A 21,073-nucleotide genomic window follows, 5' to 3' on the forward strand; every position below is an offset into this window, starting at 1 on the left:
CTAGAGGGCTTTCACCGCGGCGGCGAACTTCTCCCAGGAGGAGGCGGCGTCGTCGGATTTGTCCACATCCACCCGGGTGAGGGCCTGCTGCATGGCGTCGTTGATGGCAAAGAACTTGGTTCCCTTGAAAGGCGTCACGTCAACGGCTTTGGCGCGTTCGGCGAAGATCCGGCCGGTGGGCGCACCGTTGAAGAACCCGTTCGTCTGGTCCAACAGTTCACTGCTTTCCAGGGCCTTCTTCTGGCTGGGGAAGGTGCCCTTGGCAGTGAATGCCTTGATCTGCTGTTCGGGTGCGGTCAGCCAGCCTGCCAGCTTCTTCGCCTCGGCCTGGTGCGCGCCCTGGGTGGGGACCGTCAGGTAGGACCCACCCCAGTTTCCGCCGCCGCCGGGGAAGACGTTGGCCACGTCCCAGCCGGCGACCCCCGCCGCGTTGCCCTCGATGACACCGAGCATCCAGCCCGGGCAAAGGGTGGTGGCGAAGGCGCCGGTCTGGAAACCGGACGCCCAGTCATCGCTCCACTGCTTGAGATGAGCTGACAGCCCGTCCTCGGTGGAGGCTTTGAGGACCTGGTTGTAGGTGTCCCTGACCTTCTGGTTCTCCGTGGCGATGACGGTGCCGTCTTCCTCCTCGTAGACCTTGTCAAGCTGGTTGCTCATGCCCTGGTAGATAGCCCCGGCGGAGTCGAACCAGGCGGACTCCGGCCTGGCGGCCTTGAATGCCTTCCCGGCTTGGAAGTAGCTGTCCCACGTGGTGCCCAGCAGTTTGGCAACTTCCTCACGCTGGGTGGGCAGGCCGGCCTTCTTGAACTGCTCAGCGTTGTAGCAGACGGCCTCAGGGCCGGAGTCGGTCCCGTAGCCAAGAAGCTTGCCGTCGGCGGTTGTGGCGGCCTCGGCCTTCCAGTCCAGCCAGCGACCTTCAACAGCGGGGTCGCTCAGGTCCGCGAAGCGGTCCGGATACTGCAGGAGTTCCGGGAGCCAATCCACCTCTACGGCCTCGATATCGGACAAGCCTGAGCCGGCAGCCAGGCGCGTCGTGAGGTTGTCCCGTGCTTCATTCGTGGTTGCCGCCTTCTTGTGCACAATGGTCACGTTCGGATTCAGGGCTTTGTATTCCTCAAAGAGCGCCTCATAGCCGAATTCGTTGAACGTGCCGACCGTGAGCGTTACGGGCTCGGATCCCGTTGCACCGTTGACTCCTGCCTTCTCGGGCGATGAGGAACCGCACGCGGTCAACGACAGGGCAAGGCACGCGGCGGCAGCCGAAAGCACGGAGAACTTGCTGGGGTTTTTCACAGGGGAAGACTCCTTCGTCAGAAATGCCCCATTGGTCCGATGGACGGTGGGGCTGGGGAGCGGTGGGGACGGGTCGGAGGCCGATCCGTGGTGGGAGCGCTCTCACCAAATGGTGTCCCATCTCACAGATGGTTGTCAAGGCGAGGTAGGAGCGCTCCCATATGCCCTTGTCGACACCCCGTTGCGGTGTTAGGCTTCCCCGACGAGAGCGCTCCCACGGCCGCGTCTTTTCGCCGCCCACATCCGTCTCGACGAATCCCACCGACGAACAGGACCAGCAATGCCGCTAGCCCACCTGCCCCAACCGCCGCGCGCCGAAAGGCCCAACGGCCCGCAACCGCGGCGAATGAAAAGCCCCCTCAGACACGTCACCGGCACGGCGGTCCTCCTGGCCGGCCTGATAGGCAGCGGAGGAGGAATGGCCGTCGCGTCGCCCGCCGCACCACAGGCATGGGCCCCGACCCAGGCAGCCGCGCCCCAGGCCCCCCTGCCGGCCGCGATCCCGGCTCCTCCACAGGCGACGCAACACCCCTTCGGACCCAATGTGTACGTCTTCGACCCCAGCATGCCGGTGGCCCGGATCCAGGCAACGGTGGACTCCATCGCGGCGCAGCAGGTGGACGACGAAATGGGGACCAAACGCTATTCCCTGTTGTTCAAACCCGGCACCTATGGAACCCCGGAGCAGCCGCTGATTGTCCAGGTGGGCTACTCCACGGAGGTTGCGGGGCTGGGTGCTGCACCCACCGACGTCACCATCAACGGGCACGTGGACGTCTACAACCGCTGCCTGTCCGCGGACAACTGCATCGCGCTGAACAACTTCTGGCGTTCGCTGTCCAACCTCACCATCAACGTCACCGGACTTGAAGGCTGCCGCAGCTCGGCGAACTTCTGGGCGGCTTCGCAGGCCTCACCCATGCGGCGGATCAACATCACCGGCGGCAACCTTTCCCTCATGGACTACTGCACGGCAGGGCCGCAGTACGCCAGTGGCGGCTTCATCGCGGATTCAAAGACGGGCGCCGTCATCAACGGCTCACAGCAGCAGTACCTGGTCCGCAACAGCAGCATCGGCAGCTGGTCCAACGGAGTGTGGAACCAGGTGTTCTCGGGCGTAAACGGGGCGCCTCCGCAGTCCTTCCCGAACCCGCCGTACACCACCCTGGCCGCCACGCCGATCAGCCGCGAGAAGCCGTACCTGACGTTGGATCAGGCCGGTCAGTACAACGTGTTCCTGCCCGCCGTCCGCCAGGACTCTGCCGGGACCACGTGGGAAAACGGTCCCACAGAGGGCCGCAGCATCCCCTTGGCCGACTTCTATGTCGCGAAGCCCGGCGATTCAGTGCAGGCCATCAACTCCCAGCTGGCCAGGGGAAAGCACCTCCTCCTGACCCCGGGGGTGTACGACGTTGACCAAAGCATCGAGGTCAAGCGGGCAGGAACCGTCGTTCTCGGGCTGGGCATGGCGACCCTCACCGCCGTCAACGGAGCGGTCCCCTTGACGGTGGCGGATGTCCCTGGTGTCGACGTCGCCGCCGTCACCATAGATGCCGGAGAGATGGAGTCACCTGCCCTGATGCGCGTCGGCAAGGCCCGCCAGGGCGCAGGGAGCGGGCCGGCCAACTCCGCCGCCCTCAGTGATCCGGTCAACCCCACCACGCTCCATGACGTGTTCTTCCGCATCGGCGGCCCGCATGTTGGCAAGGCTTCGGTCAGCCTGGAAGTCAACAGCGACAACGTCCTCCTGGACCACATCTGGGCCTGGCGCGCCGACCATGGGAACGGCGTCGGCTGGACCACCAACACCGGCGCGAACGGCGTGATCGTCAACGGCAACAACGTCACCGCCACGGGCCTGTTCGTGGAGCACTACCAGCAGTACAACGTCATCTGGAACGGCGACGGCGGCAAGACCGTCTTCTTCCAGAATGAGCTCCCCTACGACGCGCCCAACCAGGCAGCGTGGCAGCACGACGGCGTCCTGGGCTGGGCAGGTTACAAGGTGGCAGATTCCGTCAAAACCCACGAGCTGTGGGGCGGCGGCAGCTACGTGTACAACAACGTGGATCCAAGCATCCACGCCACCCGTGGCTTTGAGGTTCCGGTAACGCCGGGTGTGAGGCTGCACAGCCTTTTGACGGTGAACCTCGGCGCGGGAACGCTGGACCACGTGGTCAATGACACCGGCGCACCGGTGTCAACCGACGCCGTCGGAGTTCCCAGCTACGTAGCCGACTTCGGCTAAAGAACCCCCTCAGGACCACCGCAGGGCGCGGTGCGGCAGTCAAGGCCGCACCGCGCCCTGCTACGTGTTTCGAAGTGCCTTCCCTCGCAGCCCGGCCCCGCCCCACACGGCCAGGAGCAGCGCCACCAGCAGCAGGCCGGCGTCGCCCAGGTCGACGGACGCCAGCCACGCGGTCAGCGGATCCTCAGGGGCAAAGGCCGCGTGGAAGAACCCGGCCAAGGTAATCACCGAGATGAACAGCGCCGAGACCGCGGAAATGCCCGTTACCAGCGCGTTGAAGCCGAGCTTCCGCCGGGGATCATCCAACGCGGAGCGGTACATCCGCATCATGGCCATGCCGTTCAGCGAGTCGCACAGGGTCATCGCGGCAGCGAAGGCAAGCGGCAGCGCAAGCAAGGCGAAGGGCGGCACCCCGGCCAGCGAGGCCGCCGTCGCCATCATCAGCAGCCCGATGGTGGTGGCAGTATCAAAGCCCAGGCCGAACAGGAAGCCGATCACATAGATGCTCCCCGGCCGGCGCACCCGGGACAGCGGACGGGCGAGCAGCCGCGCCACCAGCCCCTGCGGCGCCAGGTCCCGGTGGCCAATGGTGGCGCCATCACGGGCGCGCCGGTAGGCAGAAAGTGAGCGGGTGAACGCGGAGCCGTTGAACAGTCCCATGGCCAGCAGGAACAGGCCGGACACACCACTGCCAATCAGGCCCAGGACCAGGTTTCCGGCCGTACCGTCCTGCATCAGTCCGCCCACCACGGACGCGCCGGCGATCACCAGCACGCCTGCCAGGGTCACCACTGAGCTGTGGCCCAGGCTGAAGGCGAAGCCCACGCTCACCGGGTCCTGCCCCTGGGCAACGAACCTGCGGGTGGAGTTGTCGATCGCTGCGAGGTGGTCCCAGTCGTAGCTGTGCTTCACGCCTGCGAGGTAAGCGGTGAGCACCAGCCCCGAGGACAGCGGCCGGCTTCCTGCGCCGAAGGTCCCGGCTAGCAAAAGGACGACGGCGGCGGCATGGAGCGCGGCTACCGCACCGAAAGTGAACAGCACCCGGGTCCGGAGCGGCAGCAGGTCCCGGTCACGGTAGAGGATGCCGATGCTGGTCATCAGTGCTTCCTCAGGTTTAGCGGGGCCTGGCCGTACCAGAGTCCGCGGAGCAGGTCCGTGCAGGAACGGAGCAGCAGGTTCAGTTCGTCGGTGCTGTGGGAGAGGCTCCGCAGCACCAGTCCGGTTGTGCCTGCCACGGTGCGGGTCAGGGAGATGCCGGTCAGCGATTCCCGGCCGGCGGTGAGGCCGTGGAGTTGGTCGGCGAGCGCCTGGTCCACCCGTGCGTCCACCACCACCAGCGACCCCAGGTGGCTGTATCCCTCCATGAAGCCGAGTCCGGTGACGTCGTGGAGTGGCGGCCGGATCAGCAGGTTGTCCAGTGCCAGCAGCTGCGGGTCACCATCAGCGGCCTCAATATGGATGTCGTTGCGCAGCCGGACTTCCTGGTACCGGAAGGCGGCTCCGTCGGGCGACCAGCCGGGGGTTACTACCTCGGCCATGACCAGGCTCGACGACGGCCGCAGGGTCACGGAGGTCCGCTGCCGGTAACTGGCCTGGCGGTAGGCGATGAGCTGGTCGGGCATGAGCTCCAGCCGCGCCCCCTCCCCCAGCCGCACAGTCATCCGCTGCTCTGCAAAGGACCCGGGAGTCCGGTATACCTTCGTGGCGGACTGGGTGGTCAGGAGAAGGTCGGCCCCATCCTGGACCTCAACATCAACAAGGAAGAGGTCAGCGCCAAGATACGCCCCGCCAGGATTCACGACGACATAACAAACCTGCCCGGAGTCATCGAGATAGTGAGGGCGCAGTACCCGAAGGGCCCCCTCATGGAACTGATGTGAGGCAAGGGACCGGCGGCCCCGCAAAGTGATGCCCAGCTCAAGCCGCCCCATAGGTGACTGTCCGTGGCTGGATCCGGCGGCTTCGCCGGATTTGGGCAAGTCCACGACTGCCATGTCTATTGCGCCAGGTCGAGCATCAGGACGTCGTGCCGGATCCAGTCGATGACCTTGTCCAGGCCCTCGTCAGTTTTCAGGTTGGTGAAGCAGAACGGTTTGTTGCCTCGGAATTCCTTGGAATCCCGCTCCATGACGGCCAGGTCAGCCCCGACGTGCGGCGCGAGGTCGGTTTTGTTGATGATGAAGAGGTCGGACTTGATCATGCCCTGGCCGGCTTTGCGCGGGATTTTTTCGCCCTGGGCCACGTCGATGATGTAGATGGAGAAGTCCACGAGTTCGGGGCTGAAGGTGGCGGAGAGGTTGTCGCCACCGGATTCGACGAAGATGACCTGCAGGTCGGGGTGGCGGGCTTTGAGTTCCTCGATGGCGGCGGTGTTCATGGAGGTGTCTTCGCGGATGGCGGTGTGGGGGCAGCCGCCGGTTTCGACGCCGATGATCCGGTCCACGGGGAGGATGCCGTTGGCGGCGAGGATCTTGGCGTCCTCGATGGTGTAGATGTCGTTGGTGATGGCGGCCATGGAGATCCCGCCGCTCATGTGCCGGGTGAGCCGCTCCACGAGCTGGGTCTTGCCGGCTCCCACGGGGCCGCCGATGCCGATCTTGATGGGTTCAGACATATGTCCTCCTTTGACTCAAAAGCACAGTATTTACAAGCACGGTCAGCTCATGAACATCCGGGCACGTTGGCGTTCGTGCCGCATTTGCGAGATTTCCAGCCCCGGACTGACGGCGCAGAAGTCGTCCAGCGTCAGGCGGGCGATGCTGTCGATGGCGGCAGCAACGTCGTCGTGCGCTTTCCGCAGCACCCGCTGCCCGGCGTTCTGCCCCAGGGGGATGGCGCGGACGGCATTCTGCGTCAGGGAGGTGGCGGTGGCAAAGAGGTAGGCGGCGAGCGCCTCCTGGAGCGGCACGCCCAGGGAGCGGGCGACGACGGCGAACGCCAGCGGCTGGTGCCCGGCGGCCCGGCCCGTGGTCACCAGGTCCCGGTACAGTTCCAGCGCAGGCGACGGAAACACCTCCGCCCCGATCTCCAGCAACCGAAGCCCCATTTTGATGCCCGCCTCCCGCACCTGCCGGGGCAACAGGGACGCAGAGAGCAAAGTATCCAGCTCCCCCACATCAACACCCCCGTAGAGAAAGCGGATGGCGAGCCCGTCAGAGTATGTCAGCTGCTGCCCGATGAACGCGCCGAGCCAGATACCGAAGGACTCTTCATCAGATACGAGCTCCCGCTCGATGTATGTCTCGAACCCAAGGGAGTGCGCAAACGCCCCGGTAGGCAAAGCGGAATCGACAAGCTGCTGAAGCGCCAGCTGATAGTTAGTGGCTGTGCTCAGCATGGCGGAAAGGTACAGGCATGACGCGTTCCTGGCGGGTGTAGGGGACGGCATTGTGGCGGAGGTAGTCCTCGACGGTGTGGTCGTAGGCGCACACCATGACGTCCGCCCCGTATTCGGAAGCGGCGTCGAAGAACTGGGCCTGGAGGTGGCGGTTGCCGAGGGAGTGCGCGGTGACGCCCATTTCGGAGATGGTGCGGGGTGCGATGACCAGGACGTCGGTGGGCAGCACGGACACCACGATCATGTTGGCCTCTTCCACGTGGAGGATGTCGCCGTCGCGGAGGTCCCCGGAGCCGGAGGGGAGGCGGATGCCGATTTCCTTTCCGTGGTCGGTGGTGGCGCGCTGGATGCGTTTGACCAGCTGGGAGCTGGGAAGCACCACCTTTTCCCGGTGCAGCCCGGCGTAGGTTTCGGGGTCCGGAAGGTCGTGCAGGTTGCCGAGGACTTTGTCGATGATCACGTGGGGGCTCCGGTGGGGTCTAGAACAGGAAATAACGCTGGGCCATGGGCAGGACGTCCGCGGGTTCGCAGGTGACGTCCTCGCCGTCGACGGTTACCTGGTACGTTTCCGGGTCCACCTGGATGTCGGGGGTGGCGTCGTTGTACTTGAGGTCGGCCTTGGTGAGGGTCCGGATGCCGGAGACGGCCCGGATGACCTTTTCCAGCCCCAGTTCCTGGGGTACCCCGGCGTCGATCGCGGCCTGGGACAGGAAGGTGATGGAGGACTGCTGCATGGCTTTGCCGAACGTGGCGAACATGGGCCGCATGGTGCGGGGCTGGGGAGTGGGGATGGAGGCGTTCGCGTCCCCCATCAGTGCGTAGGCGATCTGCCCGCCCTTGAGCACCAGCTCCGGTTTGACGCCGAAGAATGCGGGATCCCAGAGGACCAGGTCCGCGAACTTGCCAACCTCCAGCGACCCTACGGAGTCGGCGATGCCCTGGGCGATGGCGGGGTTGATGGTGTATTTCGCCACGTAGCGCTTGAGCCGGAAGTTGTCGCTGCCCGCGCTGCCATGGATTCCGGCGGTGGGATCTTCCAACACCCCGCGCTGCTTCTTCATCTTGTCCGCCACCTGCCACGTGCGGGTGATCACCTCGCCCACCCGGCCCATTGCCTGGGAGTCGGAGGAGGTGATGGAGAAGATGCCCAGGTCCTGCAGGACGTCCTCGGCGGCGATTGTTTCGGCCCGGATCCGGGAATCGGCGAAGGCCACGTCCTCGGGGATGTCCGGGTTGAGGTGGTGGCACACCATGAGCATGTCCAGGTGCTCTTCGATGGTGTTCCGCGTATAGGGCAGCGTGGGGTTGGTGGAGGCCGGCAGGACATTGGGCATGCCGGCAATCTTGATGATGTCCGGGGCGTGGCCGCCGCCGGCACCCTCCGTGTGGAAGGTGTGGATGACGCGGCCGTCGATGGCGCGGATGGTGTCCTCCACGAATCCGCACTCATTCAAGGTGTCGGTGTGGATGGCCACCTGGACGTCGTACTCGTCCGCCACCTTCAGGGAGGTGTCGATGGAGGAGGTGGTGGACCCCCAGTCCTCGTGGACTTTCAGCCCGATGGCACCGGCGCGGATCTGCTCGGCCAAAGGTTCGACGGCGGACGCGTGGCCTTTCCCGAACAGCCCGATGTTGATGGGCAGCCCCTCAGCCGCCTGCAGCATCCGCTGGATGTGCCACTTTCCGGGTGTGACGGTGGTGGCCTTGGTGCCTTCGGCAGGGCCGGTGCCGCCGCCGATCATGGTGGTCACCCCGCTGGCCAGGGCCGTGGGCACCTGGTCCGGGGAGATGAAGTGGATGTGGGTGTCGATTCCGCCGGCAGTGAGGATCTTCCGTTCGCCGGCGATGATTTCGGTGCTGGCCCCGATGACGATGTCCACGCCGTCGGTGATCTGCGGGTTCCCGGCTTTGCCGATGCGGAAGATATGCCCGTCCTTGAGTGCCACGTCCGCTTTGTAGATGCCGGTGTAGTCCAGGACCACCGCGTTGGTGATGACGGTGTCGGGAATGTCCTCGTCGCGGGTGGCCTGGCCGTTCTGGCCCATGCCGTCGCGGATTACCTTGCCGCCACCGAACACTACTTCCTCACCGTAGACGGTGAGGTCCTGTTCGATCTCGAGGAACAGGTCGGTGTCCGCCAGGCGGATCCTGTCACCGGCGGTGGGCCCGTACAGGTCCGCATACTGCCGGCGCGGGATCTCGAAGCTCACTGGACGTCCCCTTCCTGGCGGGTGCCGCCGTCGAGCTTTCCGTTGACCGCGTTGCTGAGCCCGAACACCTCGCGGCGCCCGGCCAGTTCGATCAGCCGCACGCTCCGGGAGTCGCCCGGCTCAAACCGCGCAGCCGTTCCCGCGGGAATGTCCAGGCGCCGGCCGTAGGCGGCGTCCCGGTCGAAGGACAAGGCAGCGTTGGCCTCAGCGAAGTGGAAGTGGGAACCCACCTGGACGGGCCGGTCGCCGGTGTTGGTCACGGCCACCTCGATCGCGTCCCTGCCCGCGTTCGCGGTCACGGGCTCCGGCCGGAGAACGTACTCGCCTGGGATCATTGCGGCTCTCCTTAGCGGATGGGGTTGTGGACGGTGACGAGCTTGGTGCCGTCGGGGAAGGTGGCCTCGATCTGCACGTCGTGGATCATTTCCGGCACGCCCTCCATGACGTCCTCGCGGCTGAGGAGGGTGGTGCCGTAGCTCATGAGATCGGCAACGGTCCTGCCGTCCCTGGCGCCCTCGATCAGTTCATAGCTGATGATGGCCACGGCCTCCGGGTAATTAAGTTTCAGGCCGCGGGACTGCCGGCGCCGGGCCAGGTCCGCGGCCACCACGATCATGAGCTTTTCCTGCTCACGCGGCATCAGATGCATGGATTTCCCTTCGACGGCCAACGGCGTGGGCTCCAGCGTAGACCCGGCACGTTTCCGCCAGGTTTCAGCAGCATCAGGCCGGTCTATCCGGAGCCTGTTTGCTGACCGGTGGGGCCTACTTGCTGAGCCCGGAAAGGATCTCCCCGCTGGACTGGACGGGCTGGCGGTAGGTAGCGGAAAGGATGCGAAGCATGTCGGCGGCGTCCTGGTCGGCTTCGGAGGCCATGGCGTCCCTGGCATACGTCACGCGGATGTTGTGCGCGAATGCATCGGCGGCGGTCTGGGCAATGCAGTTGTGGGTTGAGACGCCCGCGAGCACCACCTGGTCGGCTCCCCAGTTCCGCAGCCGGGCCAGCAGGTTGGTGCCCACGAAGGCGCTGTCGCGGGTCTTGTTCAGCTGGGGCAGGTCTTCGGTGATGAGCCCCGGCACGGACTGGGCCTGTTCACTGCCGCGGAAGATGAACCCCTGGTCGTCGTCGAGCATGCTGAGGGTCCAGGTGGATTTGTCCCGCTCGTGTTCTGTGCCCACCAGCAGCGCCTTGTGGCCGGCGGCCTTGAACCCTTCCAGCAGCCGGTTGCACTCGCTGACCACCCGTTCCCGCTGGGCTGCCAGTTCGGGGGTTTCGAAGAAAGCGTTCTGCATGCCGATGACCAGGAGGGCAATCATGGCGGCACCTTTCCGTCTCTTGAACCGGTGGCATAGGCGTACCCGCTTGCGGAGCAGGCGAAACCTGCCCGCCCGGAACTACGGCGCGGACTCGCGGATCTTTAGCTCGAACCCGGCCTCCACGTGCACGCCCGCCCCGGATGTCTCGCGCCCGGCGATCCGGTCCAGCAGCAGGCCAATGGACCGTTCCGCGATCTCGTCCATGCCCGGCGAGACGGTGGTCAGGGACGGGGACGCGAACCGGGCTTCGTCGATGTCGTCAAAGCCTGCCACGGCCACGTCCTGGGGCACCTTAACCCCGCGGATCAGGAGTTCGTGCAATGCGCCGAGTGCCAGCACGTCGTTCAGCCCGAAGACGGCGTCGAACTCCACGCCGGATGCCAGGAGGCCGGCCACGGCGGCGGCGCCGGTGTCGCGGCGCCACTCCGCAGGCACCACCAGGGCAGGGTCGAACGCGATGCCGGCTGCCTCCAGCGCCTTCCGGTATCCGTTCAGGCGCAGGCCCCCGCTGCCGGAGGTCTCCCCGGCGTTCGCCCCGATCACGGCAATGCGGCGGCGGCCGCCGGCCAGCAGGTGCGCCGTGAGCGCCGCCGCGGCTTCCCCGTTCTTCATCGTGACCAGGTCGAAGCGGGGATCCATGATGTGCTCGCCGAGCATCACCAGCGGCTTGCTGCCGGCACGCGCGGAAATGGCCTCCGCGTCAACCATCAGCGGCGTGAACAGCAGGCCGTCGGTGAGCTGCCGGAACGTCCCCTGCAGGGCGCCCAGTTCAGCGGCCGCTTCCGCGTCGGACTGCTCCACCAGCACCCGGTAACCCCGGCGGGAAGCGGCCTTCATCAGCCTGGACGCCAGCTCGGCGTAGTACGGGGCGGAGAGGTCGGACAGGACCAGCCCCAGCATGGAAGTCTTGCCGGACCGGAGGCTGCGCGCCGTGAGGTTGGCTTCGTAGCCCAGCTCCGCAATGGCATCCTGCACCCGCTGCTTGGTGGCCGGACGGATGAACTCGTAGTCGTTCAGGACGTTGGAAACGGTCTTGAGGGAAACGCCCGCCGCCCGTGCGACGTCGTTCATGGTGACTGCCATCAGCGTTCTTTTCCTGCTTTCGCCGCTGCTTTGGCGGCCTGCTTGCTGGCGCGCACTTTTGCCAGGGATTCCGGGTCCACGATGTCTGCCACTGACAGGTAGCTGCCGTCCTCACCATAGTGTCCCGCGGCTTCACGCCATCCCGGCGCATTCAGGCCGCGCTGCTTGCCCAGGAGGGCCAGGAAGATTTTCGCCTTCTGCTCGCCGAATCCGGGCAGGGCCTTGAGGCGGCGCAGCACCTCGGCCCCGTCCGGTGACCCTTTGGTCCAGATGGCCGCGGCGTCCCCGTCCCACTCGCTCTGGACGGCCTCGGCCAACGCCTGCACCCGGGCGGCCATGGAACCGGGGAAGCGGTGTACGGCGGGCCGTTCCTTGAACATCTCCACAAACGCCTGGGGGTCCTGCGCGGCGATGGCCTCCGGCTTAAGCGACCCGATCCGGCTGCGGATCTTCTCGGGCCCGGCAAAGGCCGATTCCATCGTCACCTGCTGGTCCAGCAGCATGCCGGTCAGCAGGGCGAAGTCGTCCTCGCTCAACAACTTGTCCGCGGCGGGATCGCCCGTGATGTGCAGTTCCATGCCGTCCATCCTCCCACCTGCGGCCCGCCGTCGTCATAAGGGCGCCCCTGCCCTCCCGCCCCCGGGGGGGTCAGCTGTCCACGGACAGCCGGATCATGGACCAGGACACGGCGGGGAGTTCGGCGGTGAGCCTCCCGCCGTCCACCTTCACGGTGCCGTTTTCCGATGGCAGGACGGAGGTGGAATCGTCGGCGCTGGCCTGCCAGTACGGGTCCTTGTTGGCGTAGGTCACCGCCTCCAGCAACCGGACATCGCCCAGCCCGGCCACGGCTGCGTCAAGCGTCAGTGCCTGGCCGGCGGACCGGTTGACGGCGAACACCACGGCTTCGCCCTTGTCCGCGTCATACGTGGCGACAGCGGACAGGGCGGCGACGTCAGTTGTCGTGCCGCCGCTGACCAGTGGGGATTCGACGGCGAGTTGCAGGACGGTGCCGGAGGCGTGCCGTGAGGTCAGGGCGAAGGGGTGGAAGGTGGTCTGCTTCCAGGCGCGGCCGCCCGGCTCGGTCATGATGGGGGCGATGACGTTCACCAGCTGCGCCAGGCTGGCGGAGTGGACGCGGTCCGTGTTGCGGAGCAGCGTGACCAGCAGGTCCCCCACGACGACGGCGTCCGCCACCGTGTAGGTGTCCTCCAGCAGGACGGGGGCCACGGGCCAGTCCTTGCCGGTGGGCACCTTGGACTCGTCGCGGCTCATGTGCCAGACGTTCCACTCGTCGAAGGAGATGTTCACCTGCTTGGAAGATTTCTTGACCGACTTCACATGGTCGATGTGGCTGACGAGGTCGCGGATGAAGGCCTCCATCTTGTGTCCCGCGGCGAGGTGTTCCTGCAGGTCGCCGAAGTCCTCGAAGTACTGGTGCGCCGAGATCAGGTCCACCAGCTCGTAGGTCTCCGTCAAAACCACGCGTTCCCACTCACCGAAAGTCGGCATGGTGGGCCCTGAACTGCCGCAGGCCACCAACTCCACGTCCGGCTGCATCATGCGCATGGCACGGGCAGTGTCGGCGGCCAGGCGGCCGTATTCCAGCGCGTTCTTGTGGCCGATCTGCCAGGGGCCATCCATTTCGTTGCCCAGGCACCACATCCTGATGCCATAGCCGTCCCGGGCACCGTTCGCCTGGCGCTGGCCGGCCAGCGCCGTGCCGGCGTCGATGTTGCAATACTCCAGGAGGTCCAGCGCCTCCTGGACCCCGCGGGTGCCCAGGTTCACCGCCATCATGGGTTCAACGCCGGCCTTGGCGGACCACGTGGCGAACTCGTCCACGCCCACCGTGTTGGGATCGGTGGAGTGCCAGGCCAGGTCCAGGCGCACTGGCCGCTGGTCAACCGGGCCCACCCCGTCCTCCCAGCGGTAGCCGGACACAAAGTTGCCGCCGGGGTAGCGGACGGTGGATACCCCCAGTTCGCGGGTGAGCGCGAGGACGTCCCTCCGGAACCCGTCGTCGTCGGCATCCGGGTGGTCCGGTTCAAAAATGCCGGTGTAGACGCACCGGCCAAGGTGCTCAACAAAGGCACCGAACGTACGACGGCGGACCGGCCCCACGGTGAACGACGGGTCGACGGTGATTTTTGCTGCGGCGGGTTCTGGCTGGGTCACGAAGGCATCCTCGGCTTGGTTTCTACAACGTTATAGAAACTATTGTTGGGGGGCCCGCCTCGGGAGTCAAGTGCTCCGTTGACCGGGCGGCAGCGCGGCCTCACCCCTGGGCCGCCAAGCGACCCGCTTCCCACCTGCGGCAACACGCCTGAGGGGTTTCCGCAGGGCGCGCCCAAGTACTCCCTAATCGGAAAAACAGGTACTGGTTACGCATCCACTGGGGGCTGGACGGCCATTAGGTTTTTCACAGAGACAAGACCTGTTCTGCTTTCCGGTACTTGGCTCACTAGGGGGTGTGAGACTGGCAATGCATGCACGACAGGTAAACCCAGGCTTCCCGGTTCATAGGACCCGGGTACTAAGCGGGGCCGGCGACGAGGAGTCCTTTGAGACCAAGGGCTCTCCCCCAGCCGTCGCCGGCCCTCTTTCCGCAGCGAACGCCCGCAGGACGCGCGTGCCCCATCCGGAGCCGCGCGGCCGTGAACGCGGTGCACCCCGAAACCCCGCCCTCGTGCTGGACCTGGTCAACGACGCCCAGACCCTCTCCGATTCCCTTAGGCTGCTGGTGGCCGCCTCGGCTGACCATGTGGCCGCCACCGCCGGGATTGACGTGGGCTGCGGCCTGGTGCTGCACCAGGCCAAGCGGACTCCTGCCATAACGGGCACCACCGGTGAAGTAGTGCGGATGCTGGACTGGGAACGGGAAATGGACGAGGGGCCGGTAACTGACGTCATGTCAGGCGGGCACCCCGTCGCGGTGCTCCAGCGGAACGGGGATTTCCGGTGGCAGCACTATTCGTCGCAGTTGCAGTTATCAGGGTTCGGCAGTGCCCTTGCCGTACGGCTCCGTCTGGAAGCGGACCCCGCGGAAGATGACCAAACGATCGGCAGCAGTGGCCCCGGCCGGACCGCCGCCGCACTTGCCTTCTTCGCGCACGACTCGAAGGCTTTCCCGCTGCGCGCCATCGCCGAGGCACGCACCTTTGCCGCCCTGGCAGCCAAGAGCCTGCAGATGGCCATCAACCTGCACTCCGCCCGCTCGCTGGCCACCGACCTCCGTTCGGCCCTGGACAGCCGCACCTCCATCAACGTTGCCTGCGGCGTGATCATGGCCCAGAACAGGTGCTCGTACCAGGAGGCCTTCTCCATCCTTGCCAAGGCTTCCAGCCACCGGAACATCAAGCTGCGCAAGGTGGCGGAGGAACTGCTGGAGCGGTTGCCGGAAGGTGCCCCGCACTCACACTTCGGCGGCTGACCGCGTCAGGATGACAGGGTGCCCCTGGCGATACTCACGCTGGAGTGCGCAGGATTGCCGTCCATCGGTTCGTCGGAAACATCCACCACCGGGTACTGGGAGAGGTCCAGGCCGCTGGGCACCTGGAACGTTCCGGATGTGGAGTTCATGACGCCCAGGCTGACCAGCCGGGAAAGGTCCGGCGCAATCAGCCACACCTCCTGGTAACCCTTGGCTTCATCCTTGTCCAGGCTGATTTCCAGGTTGCGGGAACCGTCGGGCGCCGTCACCACCTTGGCCGATCCTGCGGCGGAGTGCTGCGCCAGCGGCGCCAGCTGGGCAGAGGCCAGCTGCTGGGGCTGGGGCGGACGGGTCAAGGTCAACACCGCACCAACCACCACCAGGACGGCTGCGGCTGCAGCTGCCACCCACGTACCGGGGCGCTGCCACCAGGCACCTTTGGTCCGCCGGCGGACAGGGATGACGTTCGACGGCGGCGCGTCCGCAGGTGCGGCCGCCGGACCCGCGCTGTTTCCCTTGGCGGCGTCCGCCGCCAGCGGATCCTCCCGCACGGACCCCGAAAGGCCCAGTTCCCGGTGGATTCCAGCCCATACCTGTGGCCCGGGCACGGCCAGGCGGCTGGTGTCCGGTGCGGTCTTCACCGCGTCAACCGTGCGGCGCAGGGCGGCAAAATCGGCGGCGCACTCGGGGCAGGCAGCCAGGTGCTCCCGGGCACCCGGGTCCTCCCAGCCGTCGTAAAGTGCCAGGAGGCTCAACTGTTCCGGATCAAGATGCGGCATGGTCTACCTCCAATCTGCTTCGCAGGTGCGACAGGCTCCGGCGGATGTGGCTCTTGACCGTACCAAGGGGAAGGCCCAGTTTGCGTGAAATCTGCTCGTGGGTCAGGTCCTCGTAAAAGGCGAGCTTCATGATGGACCCCTGGGGCTCGCCCAGCCTCTCCAGTTCGCCGTCCAGGAGCAGCCTGTCCGCCAGCATTTCCGCCGCCTCTGTTCCCGTTCCGGCGTCTTCTCCCATACCGGCTCCGGCCGCGGCGTAGGCCTTGCGTGCTTCCCGGGCTGCCGCCGAATGGGCATCGGTGATGGCGTTCCGGGTGATTCCCACGATCCACGCCGGCAGCCTGGCCACTTGCGGGTTGAAGGTACTCCGCGAACGCCAGGCCCGGATGAAGACCTCCTGGGTCACGTCGTCCGCCGCTGCCCTGTCCGGCAGGGAACGCAGGGCAAGGGTGTGCACCAGGGGCGCGAACTCACGGTAGGCCGCTGCCAGGGCGTGCTCATCCCCGGCCAGGAAGGAGTCGGTCAGTGCGTCATCCCATCCGCGGAAAGCGTGCCCGGGAAGCGTCACAGGCAACTCCTTCCCGGCGTCGGCGCACGAGTTACATGGCTGGCCACCGGTGATGCAGAAACCAGGTTCATGCAGGAACTGCGGTGACAATGACATTGTCGCTGTAGTCCATCCGCTCGTCCAGCCATCGGCCGCCGCAGGTGACCAGCTTGAGTTCGTGCGGGCCGGACCGGCGGAACAGGGCGCCGCCGTCGAACTTGTCCTTTGCCATCAGTTCCACTCCCACCACCCGGTAGGCGAGCGGCGCGGCCCCATCCCGGCCCACGCGGATGAGGATTCCCGGCGAGAGGGACTTCAATGCCGAGAACGGTGCCCGGTCGGACGTGGTGTCGATATGGCCGGCGATGACGGCCGTTCCCTCGGCTGCTCCCGGGGCCGGACCGAATTTGTACCAGGCCGCCCGGTCGAAGGCGTCAGGGATTTCCATCGCTCCCCCGCCGGAAACTCCCCCGGGCACCACCGGCATGTCGATGGCAGTGCCCGCCACGGTCAGTGATGTTGGTGCCGGCGCCACCGCCGCGGCGGTTGGAGCCGCGGGCCGGACCGGGATGGCCCCGGTGGGAGGTACAGCGGAGCCGGCAGGGGCCGGCGCCCCCGGCGAGGGCGCCGGCTCGTGAGAGCCGGTTGCCGCGGCAACCGTGGAGGGGGCCGGCTGCCCGGCAGAACCGGTGGGACCCGCAGAACCAGTGTGACCGGGGGAACCAGTGGGACCGGCAGGACCGCAGCCGGACAAAACCAACGCGGCAGCCACCATCGCTGCGGCCGCGCCGCCTGCCGGATGGCGACGGCGGTACCCGGGTGCCGGCGTCGTGCCTGCCATCATGCCTGCCGCCTCCCTTCCATGTATGCCGGCCATTGGCGGGGCCGGTGCAGGGGCCCGTCCGTAGCCGGCCGGGCCCCTGCGGTGTGGTCCTTCAGCGGGCGTCTGGCCCGGTTACAGTTCCGCCCGCCGTGCGCGGACCGCGCGGGCTGCGCCCACCGCCCCCGCGAGGAGGGCCAGCGCTGCCAAGCCAAACCCGGCGGTGGCAACGGCAGGGCCCGCTCCACCGGCATCCGCGGACCCGTCAAGGGCACCTGGCACAGAGGCCGGTGCGGAATGCAGGCCCTCGATGGTCTGGACTGCAAGCTTCAGGTTCTGGTCGGCCAGGCTGCCCCAGGCGTAGACGATGGTGTGGGTACCTTCAGCCACCGCCACGTCGGCCGGGCCGATCACCGGGGTGGTGGTGCCTGCGGCAGCCACCGCGGCCGGGACGGTGCCGGGATCCAGGGTCAGGGTCTTTTCGTTCGGGTTGGCCAGGTTGGTGACAACGGCGGTGCCGCCTGCCAGGACATCGACGGCGGGGGCTGCGGCTGCGTGCCGGACCGTCAGTTTGCCCTTCCCGGCGGGAATTTGGGACACGTCGTTGGTGAACAGGCTGGCGGTGGGCTTGCCGTCGGCGCCGAGGTGGGCTGCGGCCGTGTAGTTTCCGTTGGCGGCAAGGGTGACGCTCACCGGACCAATGGCCGGCGCGGAGGCGTTGGCGGCATCGGCTGCCGTGATGGCGATTTCGTAGGTGCCGGCCGGAAGGGCCAGTGGCCCTGCAAGGCTTCCGGGGGCAAAGTCATCCAGGGTGCGGTCACCGTTGACCCAAACGTCCACGGTCAGTCCGGGAACGCCATGCAGCACGGACAGCTGGGCATCCCCGTCTGCTGCGTGGGCGGGACCGGCCAGAGCGATTGCGGCTGCAATGGCTGCTGCACCGGCACCTGCGGTGAAGATTTTGTTGCGCATGTCCATCTCCTTGAACGGCCCGGCTGACGGGCGTTTTCTGCTGACACTCCTACTACCGGCGCAGCCCCGGATTTGGATGCAGAATCATGGAGATTTTTTTGGCGCTTGGTGCCGTCCGCCTAGGCGCGCGCTGGAGCGGCGGTGCTGGCACGCAGGACCAGCTCCGGCGGGACCACAGTGGAGCTCACCGCGGCACCCGACTCGATTTCCTTCAGCATGATGTCCATGCAGCGGCGTCCCAGCTCCTCGAAGTCCTGGCGGACGGTGGTCAGCGGCGGCGTGAAGTACCCCGCCTCCGGCTGGTCGTCGAAGCCCACCACGGAGACGTCGTCGGGCACCCTGACCCCCGCCTCGGTGAACGCGCGCAGCAGGCCCAGGGCCATCTGGTCGTTTCCAACGAAGATGGCCGTGGCCCTGAGTCCGGAGGCCAGCTTGCGGCCGATCGCGTAACCGCTGCCCGCGCTCCAGTCCCCCTCAACCAGCAGGGAATCATCCAGGCCGGCATCCCGGAGGGCAGCACGCCACCCCTCCGCGCGCTCAGCGCCGTCCGTCCAGTCAGGCGGGCCGGCGATGTGCCCGATCTGCCGGTGCCCCTCACTGATGAGATGTTCGACGGCGAGCCTGGCGCCTGCACGCTGGTCCACCATCGCACCGCTGACGGAAGCGCTGCCGGCCGAGCCCACTGCCACCACGGGCACGGGAAGATTCATCTGCTCCAGCACTGCGAGGGTGTCCGAGTGCGGCACCAGCACGGCGATCCCGTCCACGGCCTGGTCCATGAAGTGGCCCACGGCGTTGGAGATGGCATCCCGGCTGATTTCCCGCAGGGCCGCGATACTGACAAAGTAACCGGCGTTGCGGGCGGCATGTTCAACCCCCAGCAGGGTGTTGGCCGGGCCGTACTGCGAAAGCTCGCTTGCCAGCACGCCAATGGTCTGCGAGCGCCGGGTGACCAGGCTCCGGGCCGCGGTGTTGCGCCGGTACCCCAGTTCGGCAATGGCGGCCTCCACCTTTTCCCGGGTCGCCTTGCTGACGTTGGGATGGTTGTTCACTACTCGGGAGACGGTCTGGTGGGAGACCCCCGCCACCTTGGCCACGTCTTCCAGGCGCGGCATCCGGCCCTTGCTGGTATTTGCCATGAGCCTATTGTGCCTGTTGCAGCCCCCCGCGGCGGCGTCCCCGGGCGCCGGCACAGCGCGCCTGAATCCTTGCGCGGCAGCGGAGCGATGGGAAGGATGAAGCTGATCGACTTGCCAACGAAGGAGCCGTGAGAATGACCAAATACCTGATCTCGTTTCCCAGCGGCGCCATGGACATCCCGGATGGTGGCCTGCAGGCCGTAGCGGACGCCGCGCATGCCGTGGTCCAGGAGGCGAAGGACGCCGGCGTCTGGGTGTTCGGCGGCGGCATCGACGAGAGCGTTCCGCCCGTGATGGTCGACGGCGACGGTACGGTGAGCGAAGGCACCTACCCCCAGACGGCGCAGATCGAAGGCGGCTACACAGTGCTGGAACTGCCCGGCTACGAAGCCGCACTGCACTGGGCCGCGAAGATCGCCGCGGCCTGCCGCTGCGCACAGGAAGTGCGCGCCTTCCAGTACGATCCCGCCAGCTGACCCATCAAGCCCCGCCAAACCATGCCTGCGGCGACCCCTGCGGACCTGGAGTATCCGTTCACCGGTCCCTGGCTGGTGCAGAATTCTCCCGCCAACCGGATCCCCAGCCACGGGACACGGCTTTTCGCCACGAGCCACGCCATCGACTTCACCCCGCTGGACCGGAACGGGCGGTCTGCGCCGGTCACCCTGGCGTCGCTGTTCCGGCCCGAGCCGCCGGAGCAGTTCGTGGGGTTTGGCAGGGCTGTGACAGCCCCAGCCTCCGGTATTGTCCTCGCCGCCCATGACGGGGAGCCGGACCATGCCGCCTTCCGCGGCTTTCCATCCATTCGTTACGCCGCTTCGCAGGCCAGGCGGGTGCGGGAGGGATGGCCGGGCCTTGCAGGCAACCACGTGATCATCGGGAGCGGCGCGGTGTTCATCGCCCTGTGCCACCTGCAGCGCGGGAGCGTCCGCGTCCGGCCCGGCCAGCCGGTTGAGTGCGGGGAGATGGTAGGCCGCTGCGGCAACTCCGGCAACAGCACGGAACCGCATCTGCATGTGCAGGCCATGGATTCCGCCGATCCAGCCCGGGCTTCCGGCGTTCCCCTCTCGTTCCGCGGCGGACTGCCGCGCAACGGGAACATCGTGCATGCCTGAGGCGGGGGTTACCAAGGGCCGGAGCAATGGATGGGACCGGTCAGGGCCCGGCGGTGTGGGATCCCTTGCCCGCACACCTGCTTTCCGAGCAGGATTGACGCATCGAACGGTTGGGAAAAGGCGGGGGTCATGCGCTTGGTTCAGGTCGCTCAACACGCCAGTGATCTGCAGCGGGCAGCGGAGTTTTACAGCGCCTTGCTTTCGGCAAGATACACGGCCGTGTTCGATCCGCCCGGGCTGCTGTTCTTCGACCTTGACGGCGTACGGCTGTTGCTGGAGCAGGGCGCGCCGAGTTCGCTTCTCTATCTTGGCGTTCCCGATGTGAAGCGCACTGTGGAGCAACTCAAGGGCCGGGGAGTGGAAATAGTGGCCGAACCGCGGGTGATCTTCAGCCACGACGACGGCCTGCTGGGGCCCGCCGGCACGGAGGAGTGGATGGCATTCATCCGGGACAGCGAGGGAAACACCCTGGGGCTGGTCAGCCAGATTCCCCCGGCATCGCCATCCCGGCCGTGAGGCACCCAAACGCTTGCAGGCCGGCCCGCGGACGCCCGCGCAATAGTTGGCCACGGCCCTGAAACCACCGGCAGGCCAGAGGCTGGATGCCTCTGGCCTGCGTAAACGGTGGGCCCTGTGGGGCTCGAACCCACGACCCACGGATTAAAAGTCCGATGCTCTACCAACTGAGCTAAAGGCCCCTGCCGGCCAGCCAAACACGCTGTGTCTGCCCATCCGGCCCAATCCATTTCTGGACGTTAATACTCTAACCCATGGTTCCGGCGGCTTC

General features: G+C 66.7%; 23 protein-coding genes and 1 tRNA gene. 5 read left to right on the forward strand and 19 right to left on the reverse strand.

Annotated elements, in window-relative coordinates:
- Positions 1-1,293, reverse strand: coding sequence for an ABC transporter substrate-binding protein (locus tag AC6JAM_RS07250; protein ID WP_018770899.1), 1,293 nt, complete (start codon positions 1,291-1,293; stop codon positions 1-3).
- 346 nt (positions 1,294-1,639) lie between these two features.
- Between AC6JAM_RS07250 and AC6JAM_RS07255 the strand changes: the two genes are divergently transcribed.
- Positions 1,640-3,541, forward strand: a complete 1,902-nt coding sequence (locus tag AC6JAM_RS07255; RefSeq protein WP_497934384.1) for a pectate lyase-like domain-containing protein — start codon at positions 1,640-1,642, stop codon at positions 3,539-3,541.
- A 60-nt stretch (positions 3,542-3,601) separates the two neighbouring features.
- On the opposite strand, the gene AC6JAM_RS07260 is transcribed toward AC6JAM_RS07255, so the two are convergent.
- The 12 genes from AC6JAM_RS07260 to arfA form a co-directional block, all read right to left on the reverse strand.
- Positions 3,602-4,639: a HoxN/HupN/NixA family nickel/cobalt transporter gene (locus tag AC6JAM_RS07260; protein WP_268002450.1), complete on the reverse strand. Its 1,038-nt coding sequence runs from the start codon at positions 4,637-4,639 to the stop codon at positions 3,602-3,604.
- Entirely contained in the window at positions 4,639-5,472 is an 834-nt protein-coding gene (locus AC6JAM_RS07265) for an urease accessory protein UreD (RefSeq protein WP_497935936.1), read from the reverse strand. The genes AC6JAM_RS07260 and AC6JAM_RS07265 overlap by 1 nt, the downstream gene beginning before the upstream one ends.
- A gap of 65 nt (positions 5,473-5,537) precedes the next feature.
- Positions 5,538-6,155 carry an urease accessory protein UreG gene (gene ureG / locus AC6JAM_RS07270; protein ID WP_488315225.1) on the reverse strand — a complete coding sequence of 206 codons (618 nt, stop codon included), beginning with the start codon at positions 6,153-6,155 and terminating at the stop codon, positions 5,538-5,540.
- Positions 6,156-6,197: 42 nt separating this feature from the next.
- Complete coding sequence (locus tag AC6JAM_RS07275; RefSeq protein ID WP_497934385.1) at positions 6,198-6,878, reverse strand: urease accessory protein UreF; 681 nt, start codon at positions 6,876-6,878, stop codon at positions 6,198-6,200.
- Positions 6,859-7,338, reverse strand: coding sequence for an urease accessory protein UreE (gene ureE / locus AC6JAM_RS07280; RefSeq protein WP_018770905.1), 480 nt, complete (start codon positions 7,336-7,338; stop codon positions 6,859-6,861). Before ureE ends, AC6JAM_RS07275 begins: the two co-directional genes overlap by 20 nt.
- Before the next feature lie 19 nt (positions 7,339-7,357).
- Positions 7,358-9,088: an urease subunit alpha gene (gene ureC / locus AC6JAM_RS07285; protein WP_497934386.1), complete on the reverse strand. Its 1,731-nt coding sequence runs from the start codon at positions 9,086-9,088 to the stop codon at positions 7,358-7,360.
- Positions 9,085-9,423, reverse strand: coding sequence for an urease subunit beta (locus tag AC6JAM_RS07290; RefSeq protein WP_018770907.1), 339 nt, complete (start codon positions 9,421-9,423; stop codon positions 9,085-9,087). The genes ureC and AC6JAM_RS07290 overlap by 4 nt, the downstream gene beginning before the upstream one ends.
- 11 nt (positions 9,424-9,434) lie before the next feature.
- Entirely contained in the window at positions 9,435-9,737 is a 303-nt protein-coding gene (locus tag AC6JAM_RS07295; RefSeq protein ID WP_026266013.1) for an urease subunit gamma, read from the reverse strand.
- Positions 9,738-9,852: 115 nt separating this feature from the next.
- Entirely contained in the window at positions 9,853-10,404 is a 552-nt protein-coding gene (locus tag AC6JAM_RS07300; protein WP_497934387.1) for a cysteine hydrolase family protein, read from the reverse strand.
- Positions 10,405-10,482: 78 nt separating this feature from the next.
- A complete protein-coding gene (locus AC6JAM_RS07305; protein WP_018770910.1) occupies positions 10,483-11,487 on the reverse strand; it encodes a LacI family DNA-binding transcriptional regulator in 1,005 nt (334 codons plus the stop codon).
- Entirely contained in the window at positions 11,487-12,074 is a 588-nt protein-coding gene (locus AC6JAM_RS07310) for an HhH-GPD-type base excision DNA repair protein (RefSeq protein WP_018770911.1), read from the reverse strand. The genes AC6JAM_RS07305 and AC6JAM_RS07310 overlap by 1 nt, the downstream gene beginning before the upstream one ends.
- A 61-nt stretch (positions 12,075-12,135) precedes the next feature.
- Positions 12,136-13,662, reverse strand: a complete 1,527-nt coding sequence (gene arfA / locus AC6JAM_RS07315; RefSeq protein ID WP_018770912.1) for an arabinosylfuranosidase ArfA — start codon at positions 13,660-13,662, stop codon at positions 12,136-12,138.
- Positions 13,663-14,116: 454 nt separating this feature from the next.
- Here arfA and AC6JAM_RS07320 point away from each other — a divergent pair, with 454 nt between their 5' ends.
- Positions 14,117-14,917, forward strand: a complete 801-nt coding sequence (locus AC6JAM_RS07320; protein WP_497934388.1) for a GAF and ANTAR domain-containing protein — start codon at positions 14,117-14,119, stop codon at positions 14,915-14,917.
- 5 nt (positions 14,918-14,922) lie between these two features.
- Here AC6JAM_RS07320 and AC6JAM_RS07325 read toward each other — a convergent pair whose 3' ends face one another.
- The 5 genes from AC6JAM_RS07325 to AC6JAM_RS07345 form a co-directional block, all read right to left on the reverse strand.
- Positions 14,923-15,696, reverse strand: coding sequence for an anti-sigma factor (locus AC6JAM_RS07325; RefSeq protein WP_268002444.1), 774 nt, complete (start codon positions 15,694-15,696; stop codon positions 14,923-14,925).
- On the reverse strand, positions 15,683-16,261 hold the full coding sequence (locus AC6JAM_RS07330; RefSeq protein WP_497934389.1) for an RNA polymerase sigma factor: 579 nt from the start codon (positions 16,259-16,261) through the stop codon (positions 15,683-15,685). Before AC6JAM_RS07330 ends, AC6JAM_RS07325 begins: the two co-directional genes overlap by 14 nt.
- 67 nt (positions 16,262-16,328) lie before the next feature.
- Positions 16,329-17,084: a sortase domain-containing protein gene (locus AC6JAM_RS07335; protein ID WP_495635127.1), complete on the reverse strand. Its 756-nt coding sequence runs from the start codon at positions 17,082-17,084 to the stop codon at positions 16,329-16,331.
- Between the two features lie 111 nt (positions 17,085-17,195).
- Positions 17,196-18,032: a DUF4397 domain-containing protein gene (locus AC6JAM_RS07340; protein ID WP_144600967.1), complete on the reverse strand. Its 837-nt coding sequence runs from the start codon at positions 18,030-18,032 to the stop codon at positions 17,196-17,198.
- Positions 18,033-18,151: 119 nt separating this feature from the next.
- A complete protein-coding gene (locus AC6JAM_RS07345) occupies positions 18,152-19,171 on the reverse strand; it encodes a LacI family DNA-binding transcriptional regulator (RefSeq protein WP_018770918.1) in 1,020 nt (339 codons plus the stop codon).
- A gap of 134 nt (positions 19,172-19,305) precedes the next feature.
- Here AC6JAM_RS07345 and AC6JAM_RS07350 point away from each other — a divergent pair, with 134 nt between their 5' ends.
- The 3 genes from AC6JAM_RS07350 to AC6JAM_RS07360 all read left to right on the forward strand — a co-directional run bounded on the left by AC6JAM_RS07350 (position 19,306) and on the right by AC6JAM_RS07360 (position 20,802).
- Complete coding sequence (locus tag AC6JAM_RS07350) at positions 19,306-19,647, forward strand: YciI family protein (RefSeq protein ID WP_056388341.1); 342 nt, start codon at positions 19,306-19,308, stop codon at positions 19,645-19,647.
- Between the two features lie 21 nt (positions 19,648-19,668).
- On the forward strand, positions 19,669-20,286 hold the full coding sequence (locus AC6JAM_RS07355) for a M23 family metallopeptidase (RefSeq protein WP_056388343.1): 618 nt from the start codon (positions 19,669-19,671) through the stop codon (positions 20,284-20,286).
- Between the two features lie 129 nt (positions 20,287-20,415).
- Positions 20,416-20,802: a VOC family protein gene (locus tag AC6JAM_RS07360; protein WP_018770921.1), complete on the forward strand. Its 387-nt coding sequence runs from the start codon at positions 20,416-20,418 to the stop codon at positions 20,800-20,802.
- Between the two features lie 109 nt (positions 20,803-20,911).
- On the opposite strand, the gene AC6JAM_RS07365 is transcribed toward AC6JAM_RS07360, so the two are convergent.
- Positions 20,912-20,984 (reverse strand) — tRNA-Lys (locus AC6JAM_RS07365).
- Between the last annotated feature and the right edge of the window lie 89 nt (positions 20,985-21,073).

This window comes from Arthrobacter sp. GmRoot5-12 (genome assembly GCF_059739365.1).